12 protein-coding genes are annotated in these 19,112 nt (G+C 71.7%); 3 read left to right on the top strand and 9 right to left on the bottom strand.

Annotation, left to right across the window (positions count from 1 at the left end; genetic code table 11):
* Positions 1 to 78: 78 nt before the first annotated feature.
* Both QM595_RS14830 and QM595_RS14825 read right to left on the bottom strand, forming a co-directional pair.
* Positions 79 to 1,368: an aspartate aminotransferase family protein gene (locus tag QM595_RS14830; RefSeq protein WP_415172344.1), complete on the bottom strand. Its 1,290-nt coding sequence runs from the start codon at positions 1,366 to 1,368 to the stop codon at positions 79 to 81.
* 816 nt (positions 1,369 to 2,184) lie between these two features.
* A complete protein-coding gene (locus QM595_RS14825; protein WP_415172343.1) occupies positions 2,185 to 3,522 on the bottom strand; it encodes a family 16 glycosylhydrolase in 1,338 nt (445 codons plus the stop codon).
* 231 nt (positions 3,523 to 3,753) lie between these two features.
* Here QM595_RS14825 and QM595_RS14820 point away from each other — a divergent pair, with 231 nt between their 5' ends.
* The 3 genes from QM595_RS14820 to QM595_RS14810 are packed head-to-tail and all read left to right on the top strand — an operon-like array spanning position 3,754 to position 6,165.
* Positions 3,754 to 5,130: a Wzz/FepE/Etk N-terminal domain-containing protein gene (locus tag QM595_RS14820; RefSeq protein ID WP_415172342.1), complete on the top strand. Its 1,377-nt coding sequence runs from the start codon at positions 3,754 to 3,756 to the stop codon at positions 5,128 to 5,130.
* 1 nt (position 5,131) lies between these two features.
* Positions 5,132 to 5,581, top strand: a complete 450-nt coding sequence (gene pssD / locus QM595_RS14815) for a PssD/Cps14F family polysaccharide biosynthesis glycosyltransferase (protein ID WP_415172341.1) — start codon at positions 5,132 to 5,134, stop codon at positions 5,579 to 5,581.
* Positions 5,578 to 6,165: a glycosyltransferase gene (locus QM595_RS14810; RefSeq protein WP_415172340.1), complete on the top strand. Its 588-nt coding sequence runs from the start codon at positions 5,578 to 5,580 to the stop codon at positions 6,163 to 6,165. Before pssD ends, QM595_RS14810 begins: the two co-directional genes overlap by 4 nt.
* 103 nt (positions 6,166 to 6,268) lie before the next feature.
* Here the strand turns inward: QM595_RS14810 and QM595_RS14805 are convergent, their stop codons facing one another.
* From QM595_RS14805 to QM595_RS14775, 7 genes are all read right to left on the bottom strand, one after another.
* Positions 6,269 to 7,924 carry a sigma-70 family RNA polymerase sigma factor gene (locus tag QM595_RS14805; protein WP_415172339.1) on the bottom strand — a complete coding sequence of 552 codons (1,656 nt, stop codon included), beginning with the start codon at positions 7,922 to 7,924 and terminating at the stop codon, positions 6,269 to 6,271.
* A 135-nt stretch (positions 7,925 to 8,059) separates the two neighbouring features.
* Positions 8,060 to 9,640, bottom strand: a complete 1,581-nt coding sequence (locus tag QM595_RS14800) for a lipopolysaccharide biosynthesis protein (RefSeq protein ID WP_415172338.1) — start codon at positions 9,638 to 9,640, stop codon at positions 8,060 to 8,062.
* A 26-nt stretch (positions 9,641 to 9,666) separates the two neighbouring features.
* Positions 9,667 to 10,977 (bottom strand): O-antigen ligase family protein, encoded by a 1,311-nt coding sequence (locus tag QM595_RS14795; RefSeq protein ID WP_415172337.1) that lies wholly within the window; start codon positions 10,975 to 10,977, stop codon positions 9,667 to 9,669.
* Positions 10,961 to 11,920, bottom strand: a complete 960-nt coding sequence (locus tag QM595_RS14790; protein ID WP_415172336.1) for a glycosyltransferase family 2 protein — start codon at positions 11,918 to 11,920, stop codon at positions 10,961 to 10,963. The genes QM595_RS14795 and QM595_RS14790 overlap by 17 nt, the downstream gene beginning before the upstream one ends.
* Positions 11,917 to 12,606: a CDP-alcohol phosphatidyltransferase family protein gene (locus QM595_RS14785; RefSeq protein ID WP_415172335.1), complete on the bottom strand. Its 690-nt coding sequence runs from the start codon at positions 12,604 to 12,606 to the stop codon at positions 11,917 to 11,919. The genes QM595_RS14790 and QM595_RS14785 overlap by 4 nt, the downstream gene beginning before the upstream one ends.
* Before the next feature lie 184 nt (positions 12,607 to 12,790).
* A complete protein-coding gene (locus QM595_RS14780) occupies positions 12,791 to 15,631 on the bottom strand; it encodes a hypothetical protein (RefSeq protein ID WP_415172334.1) in 2,841 nt (946 codons plus the stop codon).
* Positions 15,632 to 15,779: 148 nt separating this feature from the next.
* Positions 15,780 to 18,620, bottom strand: coding sequence for a fibrinogen-like YCDxxxxGGGW domain-containing protein (locus QM595_RS14775; RefSeq protein ID WP_415172333.1), 2,841 nt, complete (start codon positions 18,618 to 18,620; stop codon positions 15,780 to 15,782).
* Positions 18,621 to 19,112 lie beyond the last annotated feature (492 nt).

Genomic DNA, 19,112 nt, shown 5'->3' with positions numbered 1-19,112 from the left:
CCGCAACGAAGCCAGCGTGCGTGCAGCGCGGCGCGCAGCAGGCGAGACCTACCGGCGGAAGCTCTAGTGCTGAAGGCCTCAGACGGTCTCCGCGATCGCGCGGTCCAGGATCTCCACGCCCTGCTCGATCTCGGCCTCGGTGGCCGTCAGCGGCGGCGCGATGCGGAAGGTGCCACCCATGCCCGGGGTCTGCACCACGTTCATGTGGAGGCCGAGCTCGAGGCAGCGCCGGGTGATGGCTGCGTTCATCGACTCGTCGACCGCCTTGGTCTCCCGGTCGGTGACCAGCTCCAGGCCCTGCAGCAGACCGCGGCCCCGGACGTCGCCCACGACGTCGTACCTCTCCTGCAGCCCGAGCAGGCCCTTGCGGAGAACGCCACCCAGGTGCTGGGCCCGCTCCTCGAGCCGGTCCCGCTCGGCGACGTCGAGGACGGTGTTGCCGACCGCCGCGACGAGCGGGTCGGAGACGTGGGTGGTGAAGAAGAGGTAGCCGCGCTCGTGGGCGGTCTCCTCGATCTCCTTGCTGGTGATGACCGCAGCGAGCGGCAGCCCGGCGCCGAGGGTCTTGGAGAGGGTGAGGATGTCGGGTACGACGCCGTCGCGCTGGAAGGCGTACCACTGGCCGGTCCGGCACAGCCCCGTCTGCGCCTCGTCGAGGATGAGCAACATGCCGCGCTCGTGGGCCTTGGCCTGGAGCGCCCTCAGGTAGCCCGGCGGCAGCTCGATGATGCCGCCGCTGCTGAGGATCGGCTCGATGAGGACGGCCGCGAGGTTGCCGGTCGACTGGGCATCGACCAGGTCGAAGGCGAGGTCGAGCTGCCGCTGCCAGTCGTGGCTGCCGTCGGGATGGGTGAAGTCGGGGCGGTAGGCATTGGGCGTCGGGATCGCGATATTGCCGGGCTGGGCCGGGCCGTAGCCCTTCCGTCCCGAGCTGTAGGTGGCCGAGGCCGCACCGCCGGTCATGCCGTGCCAGCTCTTCGCGAAGCTGACCACCTCGTGCTTGCCGGTGACCAGCTTGGCGAGGCGCAGCGCCGCCTCGTTGGACTCCGCGCCGGTGGTGAGCAGCAGCGCCTTCTCCAGCGGATCGGGCAACGACTCGGCAAGCCTGCGGGCCAGGTCCACGACCGGCCGGCTGAGCATCCCGGAGAAGAGGTGGTCGAGCCGGCCGACCTGCTCCCGCACGGTCGCCACGATGTCAGGATGGGCGTGGCCGAGGATCGAGGACATCTGCCCCGAGGTGAAGTCGAGGATCCGCCGGCCGTCCTCGGTGATCACATAGGACCCCTCGGCGCCGGCGATGATCTCCGGCGTCCACGGGCCGCCGTACCTGATGAGGTGCTTGTCCACGTCCGCCCAGAACTCGCTCATGGTCGGAGCGTAGTGGTCGTTGATTGCGCACGGGTCACGACCGCCGCCGCCCAACCGCGAACGGCGGGCCGTTCCTACCCTTCACCCGATTGGTCTGGTAGTCGGCCGACCGCACTTGACCCTGGCGTCCATGACCGGGGCCGTCGTACCGAACATGGCAACCCCGCCACACGACCACAGCTCGTCACCCACCATGACTATTGAGGTTTTCTCACCAGGCGTCTCATCGCCTGGTGAGAAAACCTCAGTGCACGTCTTGTAGGGGAAAGGATACTTCTTGGGCGTCGACAGGTCGGTGCGAGGTATCCTTGTGAATGCTGGGCCCCGCGTCTAATGGGCCCCGCGTCTAAGGTAGTGAAGGTCTTGTCGAACGACCCGATGTGGGTAGCACTGAATTCTGATTCAGCACGTCCAGAGCCCGTGACCGAGCCGCGACTGAATCTCGACGAGGGAACCTTGATCAGGCTCATGTCCGAAGAAGGCGTTGACGCACCACTCTGGACTGACGAGATCGGCCTGCTCTTCAGCGATCGCTCCGAGTTCGTAGCCTTCGGTGCCCCGCGAGAGCTCGCCGACGAGATCGCCGAATGGGCGGCAGCAGCAGACGCAATTGACAGTGCGAACGAAGAGATCGACATCTGGGCCGCGAAGCTTGTTAGGCGGCTCAACGAAGCCTTCGATCGGCGTTTCGTTTTCGTATACAAGCCATCGAGCATGAGTCAGCGCCCCGTTCTGGGCGCGCGTCCGAATAAGATATCGACCTTTTCAACAAGGCGTTGCCGCGCTCGGTCCCCCACCGGAGGTTTACTCGCAAGCTCAGAGCGTCCAAAGGGGCCGGTAGACCCGGACGTAGTCGACCAGCAGGCTGGCCGGCAGGCTGGTCAGGTCAGGGCGGGCAGGGTCGGCGTAACCCCAGTAGGACTGCCCGATCTGCAGGTTGAGGCGGATGTTGAACGGGCCGGCGAGCGCGGTGGTGAGCCAGGGCGTGTCGGCGGTCTCGACCGTGCCGACCACCTTGCCGTCGAAGCTGTAGACCAGACAGGACGGCGACCAGTCGACCGCGTAGACGTGGAAGTCGCCTGCCACCGGGGCGGTGCCGGCACTGGTGCCCCAGCCGGAGCGGCGCTGCATCCCCGCACCGGAGCTGGTGTCCTGGTGAACGGTCCACTGGTAGGAGCCGGAGCGGTAGTCCGAGCGCGTGGTGGGCTCGCCCCAGGCCTCCATGATGTCGATCTCGCCGCTGGCCTGGTCGCCGCGCAGCCAGAACGCCGGCCAGATCCCGCGGGAGGAGCCGACGACGGTCGGCAGCTTGGCGCGCATCTCCCAACGGCCCCACTGACGGGAGTAGCGACCGATGGTGTCGAGATAGCCGCTGGTGTAGGACCGCCCGGCGACGTCCTGGCGGCGCCCGCTGATCGCCAGCAGGCCGTCGCGAACCGAGACATTGCTGGCGAGGATCCGGGCCTGGTCGTAGGACAACGACTCCTGGTCGCGAACCCGCCAGCGGATCGGGTCGACCGCATTGCCGGCGAACTCGTCGGACCAGTCGAGCGCGCCCTGCTCGGGATCGGCGTAGTCGAGCTTGTCGCAGGCGGCCCCGGCGACGTCGGCGGCCGGACCGTCGCCGACGGTGACGGTGGGCGTGACCCGAGCGGTGGCCTTGACCCAGTCGAGCATCAGGTAGCCCTTCCGCCCGGCGTCACGGCCGGCCACCCGGACCCGCAACGGCGGCGCCACGCCGACGGTGGCGGGGACCTGGTAGGAGACCGTGACCCGCGTCCAGCCGTCCTCGGCCGCGGTGGTCCGCTGCCGGGCGAGCACGATCGGCGCGGCGCCCGTGTCGGCGAGCACCTGCAGCCGCAACGGCAGCTCCTCGCCGCTGGTGGCCGCCCGGGCGGTCACCGTCACCAGCTCGCCGGGCGTCGGCAGGACCGGCTCGCTGACCAGTCGCACCCGGCCGGTGCCGGCCGAGCGGCGCAGCGCGAGCGCGCCGTCCTTGCCGTGGTCGGTCATCCGCAGCAGCGTGTGGCTGCCGGCCGACCAGTCGGCGCGGCCGGCGCTGAAGGCGCTGTCGAGCAGCACCCGATCCCCGGTCGCGGCGGAGCCGACGACCTGGGCGCTCGACAGCGTGACGGCAGTCACCGCGGCCAGCAAGACAGCTCCTACGGTGCGGCTTCGCGACAACATCGACCTCAAAAACCCGACTCTCGGTGACTTGGACCCGACGGAGCGTACGACGTCAACGGGCCGAACGGCTAACAGCGGCGCGTCGTCGCAATTTTCTCGAAGAGTTCTCGCGAAGTCGCGTCATGACCCGGGAACTGGCGGCTCTCCCACCTGCCAGGGCGCCAGTCGGCCCGGCTCATCGATCAGAAGGAGACTCAGGTGCAGACCCCGGAGGACACCGCAGCGTCGCTGCAGCTCGACGACATGCTGAGAGCGGTCCGGAGGCGATGGCCAACCGCGCTCGTCGTCATGCTGCTCGGCCTGATGGTCGGCATCGGCCTGGCCTCGGCGGCACCCAAGAACTACACCGCGAGCACGTCGGTCGTGATCGACACCGCCGCCGGCGCCACCGCCTCCACCAGTGCCTCCGAGATGGCCACCGAGGCGCAGACCGTCACCAGCACCTCCGTCGTCGAGCGGGCCGCCGAACTGTCCGGCTTCGACGCGAGCACGCTCCGGGACGGGTTGACGGTGAGCAACCCGGACAGCTCCCGGGTGTTGCGCATCACCTATGCGGCCGACACCGCCGACGCGGCCGCCGCCGGGGCCAACGCGGTCGGCCAGGCCTATCTCGACCAGCGCGGCGAGCGCGCCAAGGCTCAGGCCGAGGCGAGCGCGGCGCCGATCAAGGAGCGGGCCGAGGCGCTGCGCAACCAGCTCTCCCAGATGACGGCCAACCAGAGCGCGCTCGCCTCGGCGTACGGCCAGCAACTGGCCACCCTGGAGGCGAGGCTCGCCGATCTCGACCTGACCGGGGACGCCAGCGACGGCCGGATCGTCAGCCAGGCCTCGCCGCCCACCGCCGCGGCCGGGCCCTCGCTGGCCATCTACGCCGTCGGCGGCCTCTTCCTCGGCGTTGTCGCGGCGGTCGGTGCCGCGCTGCTGCGCGACCGCCTCTCTCGCCGGGCCCGCGACGCCCGGCTGCTCTCCCAGCGCCTCGACGCCCCGGTGGTCACCGCCGGCCGGCGCACCGACGCCGAGGACGCGATCAGGACGCTGGCGCTGCGCCTGGACCTGCACGAGCGTCCCGACCCGCTGGTCGTCGCGGTCGTCAGCCCCGGCCCGACCGGTGTCGCGGCGGGCCTGTCCAAGTTGCTGCGCAACCGCGAGGGCCGTACCCGGCTGCTCAACGCCGCCGGCGTCAGTGCCCGTCGTATCGACCGCGGCTGGCCGCGCGACCGCGGCCAGGCCAATGTCACCGTCGTCGAACTCAGCGAGCGGATCGACAACCCGCTCGCCGTCGCCGTGGCCAGCCGTGCCGATGTGGTCGTGCTGGCGCTGCCCGCCGGCGCCCGGCTGGGCGCGGTCAACCGGTTCTTGAGCCTGCTCCACGCGACCGGGCACGGCCTCGACGGCGCGCTGCTCCTGCACCGGCGCAGCCCGCTGGTGCTGACCGAGGCCCCTGCCAAGGAGGCAGCGAAGGAGGCGGCGAAGGAGCCGGCCGTCGAGGCCGACACCGCCCCGACCGCCCCGTCCCGCGCCACCGGCCGCATCGCCGCCGCGGCGCGGGCGACCCTGAACCTGAACGGAGCATGAGATGAAAGTCCTCCTGATCGCCTCCACCGGAGGACACCTGGCCCAGCTCGTCGCGCTGCGCCCCGCCTGGCAGGACCACGACCGGCACTGGATCACCTTCGACAAGCCCGACGCCCGTGGCGCGCTGGCCGACGAGCGGGTGACCTGGGCCTACCACCCGACCACCCGCAACCTCCCCAACGCGATCCGCAACCTCGGCCTGGCCTGGCGGGTGCTGCTGCGCGACCGCCCGGACGTGATCGTGTCCAGCGGCGCCGGGGTCGCCTTCCCGTTCTTCGTGGTCGCCCGGTTGCTGCGCATCCGCACCGTCTACCTGGAGGTCTTCGACCGCATCGAGCTGCCCACGCTGACCGGCAAGCTGTGCTACCCGCTGGCCGACGCGTTCGCGCTGCAGTGGCCCGAGCAGCAGGCGAGCTACCCGGACGGCGTCCTGGTGGGGAGGGCGATGTGAGCGAGCCGTTCACCCTGTTCGTGACCTATGGCACCGACCACCACCGGTTCGGGCGGCTCGGCAGCTGGCTCGAGGACTGGCTGGCGGACCATCCCGAGGTCACCTGCCTGGCCCAGGAGGGCTACTCCACGCCCCCCGCGGGGTCGATCCCGGTCGGCATCGTGTCGCGGGAGGAACTGCTCGACATGATGCGGACCTCCTGGGCGGTGGTCGGCCAGGGCGGCCCGGGCACGGTGCTCGACGCCGCCGTCGTCGGCAAGCTCCCGATCGTGGTGCCTCGGCTGGCCCGGTACGACGAGGTGGTCGACGACCACCAGGTCGCCTTCTGTCGCCGGATGGCGGCCGACGGCCGGGCGCTGCTCGCCGAGTCGCCGGAGGCCCTGCGCGGCTGCCTCGACGCGGCGCTGGCCGACCCCTCGACCGTGGTGTCGCGGACCCAGGTCGGCCCGATCGACGAGACGGTCGCCAATGTGGAGTCGCTGCTGCGCGACCTGACCACCCAGCGCCCCGGATTCGTCAGCCTGCCCCGGCTCGGCTCGCTGATCCGGCCGCTGCACCGACGGACCGCCGCGGCCTACCACTGATCCACCCCCTCCCCCGAACGGATAGTCCGGGACGGAATGGTCGTTCACCTGCCCCCGGAACGACCACAACGTCCCGGACTGTCTCCATTTCCGGCGAGAGCGGTCAGGAGATGGTGACGGTGACGACTCGGGAGGCACGGGTGCCGCGGTCGTCGGTGACGGTCAGCCGGACGACGTACTCCCCCGATGCCGCGTAGGTGTGGCTGACGGTGAGGCCGCTGCCGGTGGCGTCGTCGCCGAAGTCCCAGGAGTAGGACACGATCGAGCCGTCCGAGTCGCTGGAAGCGGTGGCATCGAAGCTCACCGTCGTGCCGACGACGTCGGCCGAGAACGCGGCCTGCGGCGGCTGGTTGGTCGAGTAGACCGCGACGGCGCGCGCGGTGCTCACCGAGCGAGTGCGATCGGTGACGGTCAGCTGCACGGTGTAGCTGCCCGAGGCGGCGTAGGTGTGGGAGACCGACCGACCTCGGGCAGTGGTGCCGTCGCCGAGGTCCCAGGTGTACTTCCGAGCACCCTTGCCGCCGGTCGCGCTGGCCTGCAGGCTGACCGACAGTCCGGCGGGGACGCTGCTGAAGCTGACCCGCAGCGGTGCCACCGTCGCAGCCTCGGTGGACGTGGCGCCGTCGGTCGGTGCCGTGGAGGTGGTCGAGCTGGCCGGCGCGCTGGAGGTCGGCTCCTCGGTGGCCGGAGCGGAGCTCTGGCCGGTGCTCGGAGCGGTGGACTCCGGCGGCGCCATGGTGACGGCGCCCGCGGAGGACGGCAACGGCGAGCCGGGGCCCGACGGACTCACCGAGCTGGTCGGTGCGCTGCCGCGACCGGCAGGTGAGTCGGCCGGGCTCGGCCAGGCGGCCCACATGCCGGTGGAGGCAGCACCGGCGACGGCGACGCCGACGCCGGCCACCACCACCCGGTGCACCACGGCGGTGGCCGGCGAGGCGAAGTGGATCCAGTGCTGCAGCTTCTCCCACGGGTGGGCGAACAGGGTGAAGGCCGGGGCGCCGACGCCCTGCAGGTAGGGCGTCGCGGCGGCGCCGAGGATCACCGGCGCCAGGAACGCCGAGAGGTGCGAGTTCATGTCGGTCAGCTCGGCCAGCGCGGTGGAGCAGGAGGCGCAGTCCGGCAGGTGCCGGCGCACCTTCTCCTTCTCGCGCCGGCCCAGCTTGCCGCGCACATAGGCCGGCAGCAGGTCGAGCACCGTGACACAGGTCTTGTTCTCGGCGTCGGCGATGTGCTGGAGGAGGTAGGCCTGGCGCAGCGCCTCCCGGGCGCGGTAGGCGAGCGCGGAGACCGCATTTGGCTTCATCCCGAGCAGCTCCGCGACCTCGGCAGGACGCTGGCCCTCGACCTCCAGGTGCCACAGGATCATCTGCCACCGCTCCGGGAGCGATCCGAACGCACGACCCGCCGCGGCGTTGTCGAAGCTCGAGATCACCGGATCATCATGGGTCACGGGCTGGTCCAGGACTTGGAGGTCGTCCGTCGGCGCGACACGCTTCTCGGCGTTGTGGCGCCGGAAGTGCACGTGCCGCAGGGTGGTGAGCAGGTAGGCCCGGAACGCGACATCGGGTCCCTTCCCCTCCCTCAGCTGACTCAAAACTCTCGTAAACGCCTCCGCCACCAGGTCGTCGGCGTCGCTCTCTCCCCGCGCCAATTGGCGGGCCAGCCGCGCCGCTGCCTCGCGGTGACGCTCGAAGAGCGTGGAGTATGCCTCGGTGTCACCCGCGCGGGTGCGCGCGATCAGATCCGGGTCGCTGGTCACCCCGCCGCCAGATCCTGTCACGTGGTCTCCCCATGCTCCCCCTGCCCTGTGTCCGGGTGCGGACTATCCGATCGGCCCGAAAGCACCTGGCGAGCGCGCTTGTTCGCGATCGTCCTCGGATTCGGCGGGGAGTTCTCAAGTGCGCTGGATCTTAACCCCGCTACCCGGAGCCACGGCCAATCGGCTACCCCGTCGCGCCGGCCGCCGCCATACGACCACCGCGGCGATAGCCACCGCCGCCCCGACGACGAGCAGGGCGAGCACCGGCGCGAGCACCGGGTCGCTGGTCCGGCCGGAGAGCAGAGCGGTCGATCCGGCGCTCGCCGCGACGGCCACCGCCGCCAGCAGCGCGCCGGCGCAGAGGCCCGGCCCGACCGGCAGCCGCAGCCGCATCGCGATCAGGATCTGCAGCCAGGCCAGCGCCGCGTCGAGGACCAGTACGAGGCCCCAGGCCACGGCCGCGCCGAGGATGCCGTAGGTCGGCACCAGAGCGAGGTTGAGGCCCACGTTGACGACCAGGCAGCCGACCTTGTTGCCGAGTTGGACAGTGCTCCGGCCGCCCATCAGCAGGATGCTCTGCACGCTGCCGGCGGCGTAGGAGAGCGCCATCGCCACGCAGAGGACCCGCAGCGCGGTGGCTCCCTCACGGAAGTCCGCGCCGAACAGGCCGAGCAGCTCCGGGGCGAAGTAGCCGGCGATCGCGAAGCAGGGCCATGACAGCGCGGCCATCGCGATCGAGACGTCACGGTGGGCTTGGCGGACCTTGCCGTGCTCGCCTCTCGCCAGCGCCGCACTCACGATCGGGCCGATGGCGACCCGGGCGGCCTGCTGCACCAGCTCACCGGAGCGGGCGCACCGCGTCACCACGGCGTAGATACCCGCCTCGGCAGGGGTGCACAGTGCGGCCACGATGAGCACGTCGGCCCATTCCAGGCAGATCTCGGCGGCCGCGCTGAGGCCACGTGGGCCGCTGAAGGCCCAGAACTCCCGGCGCTCGGCGGGAGTCGCGTCGAGGGCGGGACGGCTGCCGCGGTGGCGCCGCTCCCCTCGCCACAGCAGCAGCACGGCCGCCAGCAGGGCGAGCGGCAGCGGCACCAGCCAGGCCAGCGTCACCGGACGCCAGGAGGTCGCGCCAGCCACCACGACGAGACCGACCAGCGCCAGCCGCCCCACCGGCAAGCCGATGTTCTGGACCAGGGTGAACGGCACCGCGGAGAAGAGCGCCCGGACCGCGCCGAGCACCACGGCGAGCAGCGCGGCCAGGCCGGAGGCGGCCAGCAGCGTCAGCACCCAGCCGGGCCCGGAGCCACCGAACAGCCGGCTCACCCAGGGCGTGAGCAGCCAGCCCAGTCCGCATACCAGTATGGTCACCGCTACGACCGGCATCACTGCGGTCGCGACCAGGCCCCGGACCTTGTCGCCGCGCTCCAGCGCGAGCGCGGCCGAGACCTGCCGGACCAGCCCGGTGTCGGCGCCGAGTTCGAGCACGTTCGAGGCGATCGCCACGAAGGCGAGGATCTGGAAGAACGGTCCGGCACCGGCGGCACCCAGGGCGCGACCGACGATCAGCGCCAGCAGCAGGTTGGCGACCGCGCCCACGGCGCCGCCGCCCAGACTGACCGCGGCGGCACCGGCCACCCGCCGGCGCAGGCCGCCGCCGAGCGCTGCGCTCCGGGCCGGGCGTGGCGTCCTCGGCTCGTTGGCAAGCTCGCTCACGCTCGCGCCGCTCGCAAGCTCGCTTCTCACGCTGCCACCACCAGAGCGCGGCGGGACCGGGCCGGGACCCCGCTGGCCTGAGCCAGCCGGGCGGCGCGTGAGCGCAACAGCAGCGCGCCCAGCGTGCCGATGGTCAGCCATTGCATCACGTCCAGTCCGTAGAAGGGCACGATCACCATCGCCCCGACCAGCGAGGCGTGCAGCACCAGGGAGACGTCGTCGGCGACCCGCCAGGTCCGCAGCACCAGGCCGGCGAGGAAGATCGCGAACAGCGCCAGCCCGACCAGGCCGTAGGAGAACATCACGCTCCACACATAGCCCTGGGTGCCGACCGAGATCTCGTGATGCAGGGAGGGGCGTGGCGCGCCCCAGCCGAAGATCGGGGAGTCGAGGGTGCGCTGCCAGGTCTCGGCGTAGAGCGAGGCGCGGCCCTCGGTGGAGCTGCTGTACTCCTGCCGGTTGGAGATCGCGCCGAGGGCGCCCAGCTGAATCAGCGCGACGACCAGTGCCGCCAGCCCCACCAGCGCGACGACCAGCACCCGCACCCGCCCGCTGAGGGCGAGCCGGAACACGACGTACATCGCGGCGGCGCCGAGGCCGAGGAACATCCCTCGGTTGGAGGAGGCCACCGCCGGCACCACCGAGGCGGCCAGCAGGAGGCCGACCAGCCAGCGGGTACGACGCCGGTGCGCGGTCATCAGCGCGGTCACCGCGACCGGGGTCAGCAGCACGATGGCGGCACCCCAGCCGTTGGCGTAGGGGAACGGCGCCGCCGGGCGGTTGAACGGCTCGGGCGCGCCCCAGGGGGTCTGGATCTCGGCCATGGTCGGCACGAGCATGTCGTGGACCAGCTCGTTGCCGAGCAGGTCGCGGGGCACCAGGTGGCCGACCACCGTGGTGAAGGTCAGGTCGGGCGCCAGCACCGCCGCCCAGCCGCCGGCCACAACGGTGGCCCAGACCACGGTAAGGCCACCGATCAGCCGGTCGCGGGTGATCCGCTCGGGGGCGTTGAGCACGTAGACCACGACGATCGCGATCGTGGCCAGGGTGCTGACCCGCAGGCCCCAGCCGATCATCCGGCCGGCGGTGTCGATCATCAGCGCGCACGGCACCGTCCATGCCACGAAGAGCAGCAGCGGCACCACTCCGGGGGCGATCCGCCACCGGCGGGCGCGCACCATCAGCGCCACCATCGTCACCGCCAGCGCGGCGGGGACGAACATCGTCACGCCCAGCAGCCACCACAGCGGGAAGCCGACGAGCATCGCGCCCAACGGCCACCAGGGCAGCACCCTGGCGGGCGCCGCCCCGGTGGCCGGCTCACAGACCGCGGCCATGGCGCTGCACTCTCTCCACCAGCTTGTCGGCGCTGACCAGGCCGGTGGCGACCGCGAGCGCGCCGTAGCCGCGCAGCTGCCGGGGGTCGCGACGCAGCGTCGCCAGCGCCCAGCGGAGGGCCGCCCCACGGCGTGACCGGGCAGCGTGGGCGAACGCGATCTGCCCCGCCACCCGCGCCCAGCCGCGCCGGTCCTCCCCGAACTCCGGGAACTTCTCCAGGAGGTAGGTGAGGCCGTCGCTGATGGCGTCCCACTGGCCGTCGAAGTACGACGTCCGGGCCCAGTCGACCATCAGCAGCGGCTTGCGGACCGCCAGGATGTCGCCGCGCCGGGCCAGCCGCAGCAGCATGTCGTAGTCCTCGCCGAAGGAGCGCGGCAGCACCTCGTCGACGAGGCCCACCTCGCCGAGCAGGTCGGCACGGCGGATCAGGAAGGCGGAGGGGTGCAGCCCCAGCACCCGAGAGCGGAGCAGGTCGGCGAAGCGGGTGCGTGAGGGCGGCAGGTGCTCGTGGCTGCCGTCCTCGGTGCGGATCTCGATGCCGGTGGCGATGGCCGCTGCCTCGGGGTGCTCGCGCCACAGCTCCACCTGCTCGCACAGCTTGGTCTCGGCCCAGGCGTCGTCGTCGTCGCAGAACGCGACCAGCTCGCCGTGGCCGGCGAGGATGCCGGTGTTGCGGGCGCCGGCCAGGCCGGGGGTGCGGCGGTTGCTCACGATCCGGACCGAGCGGCCGGGGGCGAGCCCGGGCAGGTCGATCTGGCGCGGCTCGGTGCGGTCGTGGACGACGATCACCTCGACCTCGCCGTCGTAACGCTGCTCCAGCGCGGCGAGTACGGCGCGGCGCAGCAGCACCGGCCGGTCGACGGTGGCGATCACCACGCTCACCGTCGGCCAGGCGGTCGTGGTCTCGACGGCGCCGGCGGTCCCCGTGGTCAGCGTGGTCATGAGCGCACCGCCGCTCGGTCGAGCCGGCTCAGCTCGGTGAACCGGCGCGCCATCGTTGCCACCAGCAGGCCGGCGTTGGCCAGCGCCAGCAGGCCGTAGACGACCACGAAGACGGTCGGCGCAGGGAGCAGCAGCAGGCTGGCGTTGAGCACGCCGGTGTCGGCGGGGAGCTGGAGCAGCGCGCCACCGCGGCTGCCCGCCGGGCTGCTCGCCAAGCTCGCGGCAGGGCTGGCGGACGGCGTGGCGGAGGCGGGCCGCAGCTGCTCGGCGAGCACCTGGGCGACGAACCTGGTCGAGGAGACCGTGGCGAAGCCCAACGGGATCAGCAGCGTGGCGGCGGAGAGGTCGGTGAACCGGTACAGCGCCACCGCGACCGCGAGGTGGACGGCGACGTGCCGGCCGGCGTCGAGCACGTGGTCGAGCCACTCCCCGGCGCGGCCGCTACGCCCGGTCAGCCGGGCGAGCTGGCCGTCGGCGGCGTCGAGCCCGAACGACAGCACCAGCAGGGCGACCACCGCGACCGCCGACCAGAGCGTCGTGGGCACCAGGCAGAGCACCACCAGCGCTGCCGCCCACAGCACTGCGCTGCCGACCGAGACGGCGTTGGGGCTGAGCCGGCGCGTCGCCGCCGCGGCGGCGAAGACCCGGCCCAGCCGGCGGTTGACGACGCGGGTGTAGAACGGCACCCCCAGTCCCGGCTTCTGCCGACGGGCAAGGGTCCGGTAGGCCTCGCCGAAGCGGGGGGCCTGCGTAGGTCCCGCTTCAGTGAGGAGGTGGCGCGGTGCTGAGGTCGAGGCTGTCACGACGGTGAGAGCAGCCTGGCCACCCGACATGACGCCACTTCCGAAAACCTTCTCTCAGCAGGTGTTCTCAGCGCTGCTGGCGACGCCGGCGGAGCAGCGCCGCCAGCAGGAACAGCCCCGCCAGGCCGGCGCTCAGCGACCAGCGCAACGCCGGACTGGCGTCGAGGAGGCCGCCCCGATCGCTCCCCGCGGAGACAGCACGGGTCGTGACGGCCTCCGCGGCGGGCTCGGCCTGGCAGCCGACCCCGCACGAGTCGCCGTGCTCGAACTGCTCCGGCGCCTGCTCGACCTGCGGCGCCGCGCCATCCCCGGTGCTGCCGCCCGACGTCCCGGTGGCGGCGGAGGCCTGGTCTTGGCCGCCGAAGACGACGGTGTCGGCCTGCGCCTGGAGCTGACCCTCGGCGGCCGAGCTCGAGGAGCCGGCGGTCTCGATCGACCTGCCGGCACTGGTACCCGAGGTCGAGTGGCCGGCCGTGCACGAGCCGCCGGCGAGCGCTGAGCAGCCGCCGTCGCGGTTGCTGACCTGGTTGAGGAGCTCGCCGTTGCCGAGCTGCCGGGAACCGACCTTGACGGCGTACGTCACCGTGGCGCGCTGGCCGGGCGCCAGGGTGCCGCGGATCGACAGCACCCCGCTGGCGCCCGACTCGACCTTGAGGTCGGCGCCGCCGGTCAACGCCGGGACACCGAGCAAAGTGGCGTCGTCGAGGACGTCGGACAGGTCGTCGACCAGGTTCACCGCGCCGACCGCCTGACCGGTGTTGACCAGCCTCACCCGGTAGCGGACGACCTCGCCGGCGCGGACCTGGACGCCCGGGCCAGGCTTGGCGGTGACCCCGACCCGGACCTGCGGCAGCCCGGTCGTGCCGCAGTCGGCGCAGGCGGCCGTCGCGCCGGCATCGCCACCCACGCCGGTGCCGCTCAGCCCGTCTTGCAGGGTGCTGTCGCCACGCTGGTCGGCAGGCTTGAGGGTGACCTGGTAGGCCACCGTGGTGGTCTCGCCGGCGGCGAGCGTGCCGGTGATCGACCAGCGGCCCCCGGCGTCGGTGACGGTGATGCCCGGCCCGGAGACGACCGGCTGCTGAGTGAGGTCGGCGTCGTCGAGGATCCCCGACATGTCGTCGGTCAGCGCCACCGTGGCGGGGCCGCGGCCGGCGTTGGCGAGGATGAGGGTGTAGGTGACCACGGTGCCGTCGCGCATCGGCGTCTCCGAGGCGGCGGTGGTCTTGGCGACCGAGAGCCGCCCCACGGCGCGCAGCGTGCAACCGGGCTGGGAGCCGGTCTCGGAGCAGGTCGGCTCCGGCGGAGTGGCCGCCGGGCCGCCACCGGCACCGGCCGGGGCGAGGAAGTCGGCGATCAGGTCGTCGCCGGCCTGCTCGTCGGGCTTGACCCGGACCTGGTAGGTCACCTCGGCGGTCGCGCCGGCGGCCAGCTCACCGGTGACGTGGACGAACCGGCCAGCCAGGGCGGCCTGCAGCCCGGTGGCGTTCGGCGAGCCGATCAGCTCGGCGTCGTCGAGCAGGTGCGTCAGGTCGTCGTAGTAGTCCACGGCACCGGCGGACCCGCCGGTGTTCGCGACGTGGACGACGTAGGTGAGCACGTCGCCGGCACCGAGGGTCGCGTCCCCGCCGCTGACGCTGGTCCAGGCCGTCACGGCGGCGCCGCGGTGAAAGCCGACCTCGGCGCAGCCGGGCAGGTCGAGGCCCACCACCCCGCCGAGGTCGGTGCCGCAGACACGGTACGTCGCCTCGGCCTGGTCGGCGGAGGCGACCGGCACCGTGATGGTGCAGGACTCGGTGCCGGCCTCGATGCTGCCGTCGGCGACCGCGATCGTCGAGCCGCCCTCCGCGGCCGTGGTGGTGGCATCACAGCTGCCGCCGACCGCACCGGCGGCGACCACCAGGCCGGCGGGGAGGGTGTCGGTGAAGACCCAGCCCCGCTTGGCGCCGAGCTCGTCGGTGTTGGTCACCGTGAAGGTGAGGGTGGCGGTCTCCTCGACGCTCGGCGAGGCGGGCTCGAGCGCCACGTCGAGCTGCGGGGTCACGTCGAGGACGCGGACGTTGTCGAACGCGCCGTCGTTGCCGACGCCGCTGCCCTGCTCGTTGCGCATCTCGATGTCGAAGCTGCCGCCACGCAGCAGGTAGCTGTCGTCGGAGACGAACCGGCCGGCGTACACGGCGGCGTCGTGGCCGGCCCGGGCCGGCACCGTCACCTGCTCGCCGTCGGCGCAGGGGTTGATCGGCTGCTGGGTGACCGCGGTCCGGTTGTCCTGCTCGTCGCGCAGGTAGAACCGCAGCAGCGGCGCGCTGGCGAAGCAGTTGGTTGCGGCGGCGTCGACCCCGAAGGTGACGAAGCGGCCCTCGTTGCCCAGACTGATCGGCGAGGCGGTGGCGAACTCGATCTCGTCGGCGCCGGGGTCGCCGACCTGGGTGTAGGCGGCCACCGCGGCGTTGCGGGTCGGGTCGGCGGCCTCGCCGACGACGCCGAGGGCGTAGCTGAGCCGCTGCAGCGCGCCATAGGTCTGGGCCTGGCTGCTGGCCGGGTCGCAGTAGCCCTGCTGCGGCGTGGCGTCCCAGTCGACGACGATGCCGTTGCAGTGCGACGGCGATAGCCAGGCCGGGTCGGCGGAGTAGGTCATCTGGTCGGCGCCGGTGTAGTCGGAGAGCAGCTGGCTCGACGCCGCCGGCCCGTTCTCGAAGTCCTCGGCGAACAGCGCGGTCGGCTGGTGTGGCGTGCCCGGGTGGCCAGGATCGGCCAGCGCCCCGGGTGCCATCACCGTCGTGACGGCGAGCACCGCCACGGTCAGCACCGTCAACTGCGCCGTCGTCGCGACGCGCTTCGCCCGCGTGCCCGACCGGCGCGCGTCGAGCGCGCGCCGGTCGGCACGGGCATACCTGCCCTCATGTCTCACTGTGTCCCCTACGACAACCGGCGCATGGACCCGTCGCTGACCGCCGCACGTCCCCCCGGACGCGACGCTGCCAACGACCATGTGCGTGTCCTGGCGCTTCCCTCCGTCAATGCCCCATGCGTTTAGGAGGTGAGACGATGCGGGGGTGTCAGTCCCGCACGGCCTCGAGAAGCAGATCCATGCTGGTTGTCGGAGTGGAACGATAGTTGGAGTGCACCTCGACGGACAACACGTTGTTGCCAGGTTGTAGCAAAGACGTGTCAATGTCGATGGTGAGCGGATTCTGCACCGCTACCGAGGTCTTCGGAGCGGCGGTTGCGTAGGTCGTCGAGGTCAACGTGCCGCTCGCCAGGTTCTTGCGACCGACCTCGACACCGTTGAGGTAGACGGCCACGCCGTCGTCGGCCCGGGTGGTCAGCGTGACGTCTTCCAACTCGGTGGGATCGGTCACCGTGAAGGCGTGCCGGTAGTACGTCGTGAGCGGCCTTGTCGAGCCGCTGGCCACGTCCACGTTGGTGACGATCGAGGAGTCGCCCCAGCCCAGCGGCGCCGCGCCGGTGGGCCAGCCGCTGTCGTCGAAGCCGAGCGCTGCCCAGGTCGAGTCCGGAGCGGTCGTGTCGTTGCGGTAGGACCAGGTGCTGCCCGCCGCGACCAGGGTGACCTCCTCGGGCTCCACCTCCACCGGCGCCAGCGCGGTGGTGGCCGACCGGTTGCCGTAGCCGTCGGTGGCCCGGACGAAGAACCGGTCCGTCTCGGCGGAGTCGGCGACGGTGACGGTGGTCTCGGTGGTGGTGGCGACCACCCGTCCGTTGCGGATGACCTCGTAGTCGGCAGCATCGGAGGAGCCCGTCCACGACACCGTCGCGACGCCGGAGGCCAGGCTCACCGCCGGGCTGCTCGGTGCCGCCGGTGCGGTGTGCGGCCTGGCCGCGAACCGGACGAAGCCACCGGCCCACTGGTTCTTGCCGTCGCGGGCCACGATGCTGGTGTAGCTGCCGCCCGCCCACAGGGTGCCGTCGTCGGCGACGTGAAGTGCCCAGGCGCCGTACCCGTTGCGGGCCTTGGAGGTCGGCGCGAACGCCGGAAGGTACTCGCCGGTCTCGGCGTCCCAGGCACCGACGAAGCCGATCCGGTCGGCCGAGGACCAGGTCGGGCTGGTGGCACCGGGCGAGACGCTGTAGGCCTGCTGACCGGAGAAGTTCCAGTCGTCGCAGTGGCAGCCGCCGTAGACCACACGGTCGTCGTTGTCGGTGATGGCCTGGATGTCCCCGCCGGCCTTGGTGATGTTGAGGCTGGTCGGCGTCATGGTGGCGGCGTCGTAGCCGAACATGGAGTGCTCCGAGCCGCCGAACCACACCAGGTCGCCGACCTCGCGCACCGCCTGCTGGTACTTCGAGGTCGACTGGGAGAAGACCGGCGTGAACGGGATGACGGCCGCTCCGGACTCGGTCGAGATGATCGCCTCCCGCATGGCCGTGGTGCTGCCCGAGGTGGTGAAGTAGCCGGCCATGTAGACCTTGCTGCCGTCATCGCTCACGTCGAGGGAGTGGACCTTGCCGTCGAAGCTGGGGTTCCAGTTCTTGTCCGGGGTGGCGTCGGCGGCCTTGAGCCGAGCCGCCTTGCGGGCGTAGACGGTGTAGGCGTAGGAGCCACCGGTGAAGTGGGTGAAGTTGCCGCCCAGATAGAGCCAGCCGTCCTGTACGTCGAGCGTTTGCACGTTCAGCGTCTCACTGGAGATCCGGTTCTCGACCTTGATGTTCCAGCTGGTGTCGGTGGCACCGGTGTCGGGGTCGAGCGCGACCAGGCCAGGCTGCGAGAGCCCGTTGACGGTGGTGAACTCGCCACCGACGACCAGGTCACCGTTCGGCAGCGCGGCCAGCGCATTGACCTGGTTGTCCAGCACCGGGCGGAATCCGGAGATCCAGTCACCGGTGGTCGCGTCGAACGCGGCCAGGTAGCTCTGCGCGATGGTCTGGGTCGCGGTCCCGCTGGCCGAGCGATCGGAGTGCTCCTCGACGTTGGCGAAGTTGCCGCCGACGTACATCACGTTGCCGATCTGGGCGAACGCATGTGCCTCGGTGTTGAGCTCGGTGCTGCTGCCGTTGGCACGCCCGGTGACGCCCCAGGTGCCCGCGAGCGCGCCGGACTCGGCGAGCGGCAGCTGGGTCAGCTCCTCGGCGCCGTCGTCGGAGATGCTGGGGTAGCTCACCTCGTCGGTGGTCAGCTTCGGCCGGATCCAGACCTGTGCCATCGGCGTGGCGTAGGTGCCGGTGGTGGAGTAGAGGAAGCTGCTGGCCGCCGTCGTGCCGGCGACGGACTGATCGTAGTTGAAGCCCTTCACCCAGTCGTTGGCGTCCGCGCCGAAGGTCCAGGCCCGCCACAGGCCGCCACTGGAGCTGACGTCGCGGGTCGTGGTGTTGTTGACCGTGCGGGTCTCACCGGTCGGTCCGGTCAGGACGACATTGGCCGGCTGTCCGGCGCCCCAGGCCCAAGACCATTTGGTCATCTGCTTGAGTGCGTAGCTGACCACGGTCGTGGTGCTGCCGGTCACGTCGGCGGCACGGACGACCCGGACGCCGTCGGCGAGGTCCTTGGGCGCGCCGCCGTCGAGCAGGCCGTCGATCACCTCGTCCGAGAGCTGGCGGGGCTTGAAGCCCGCCTGGCTCCAGATGTTCTGGCGGACCTGAGCGGTGGTGCCCTGGCCGTCACCGCCCTCGAGCCAGCCGTCGCGGCCGCGGCCGACCAGTACCCAGCCGCCACCGTCCGTGGTCATGTCGCAGTAGAACTGCTGGGGCGCGACCAGGGTCGGCGTGACCAGCCAGTAGGTGCCGTCGGCGGCGTCCGGCAACTCCTGTTTGATCTCCCAGCAGGAGGCCGCCGCGCGCTCCTGCGAGGACCCGTCGGGTTGCCAATCGTCCGATACCGCCGAGGCGGTCGGTGCCGCCCATCCGGTCAGTGCGGTGGCGAGCACCGTGCTCAGTGCTGCCACCAGTGCCAGTTTCGTGGCCTGCTGCCCCATTGCTTACGTCTCCCATACTTGGTTCTCGGCCCGAGACTGTTCCCCGCGGCCGAGGCTCGGCACGCGTTCTGCACGTGTGAGTCCGTCGCGGACGGACTATGACGCGGTTGCGCGGAATTCATTTCCGCCATCACGCTGGCGCGGCAGCAGCGCAGCAGCGCCGCCGTCCACCGCTCCACCGTGGCCGGGTCCGCGTCCAGCGCCGCGGCAGCTGCCGCGACGCTCCACTCGGCCGTGACGACACGCACCACAGCCCGGATCCGACGACGGGTCTGGTCGGCGAATCCCGAGAACTCCTCCGTACCTCGCACGCCGACGAGAGTCACGAGCTCGTGGGTTATGACGCGGTTGCCGCAGGTTGTCCTAGTAGGCTGTCGCGGCTAAAGCGCGTGGTAGCGCGGCGTCCGGGTGCGTGCCTCGCAAGGCGCCGGCGCGAAGGCAGGCCGGTGGCCTGTCGAGCGT

The organism is Nocardioides sp. (assembly GCF_047607185.1).
Lineage (GTDB): Bacteria > Actinomycetota > Actinomycetes > Propionibacteriales > Nocardioidaceae > Nocardioides.
This window is presented reverse-complemented; position numbering and strand designations above follow the sequence as displayed.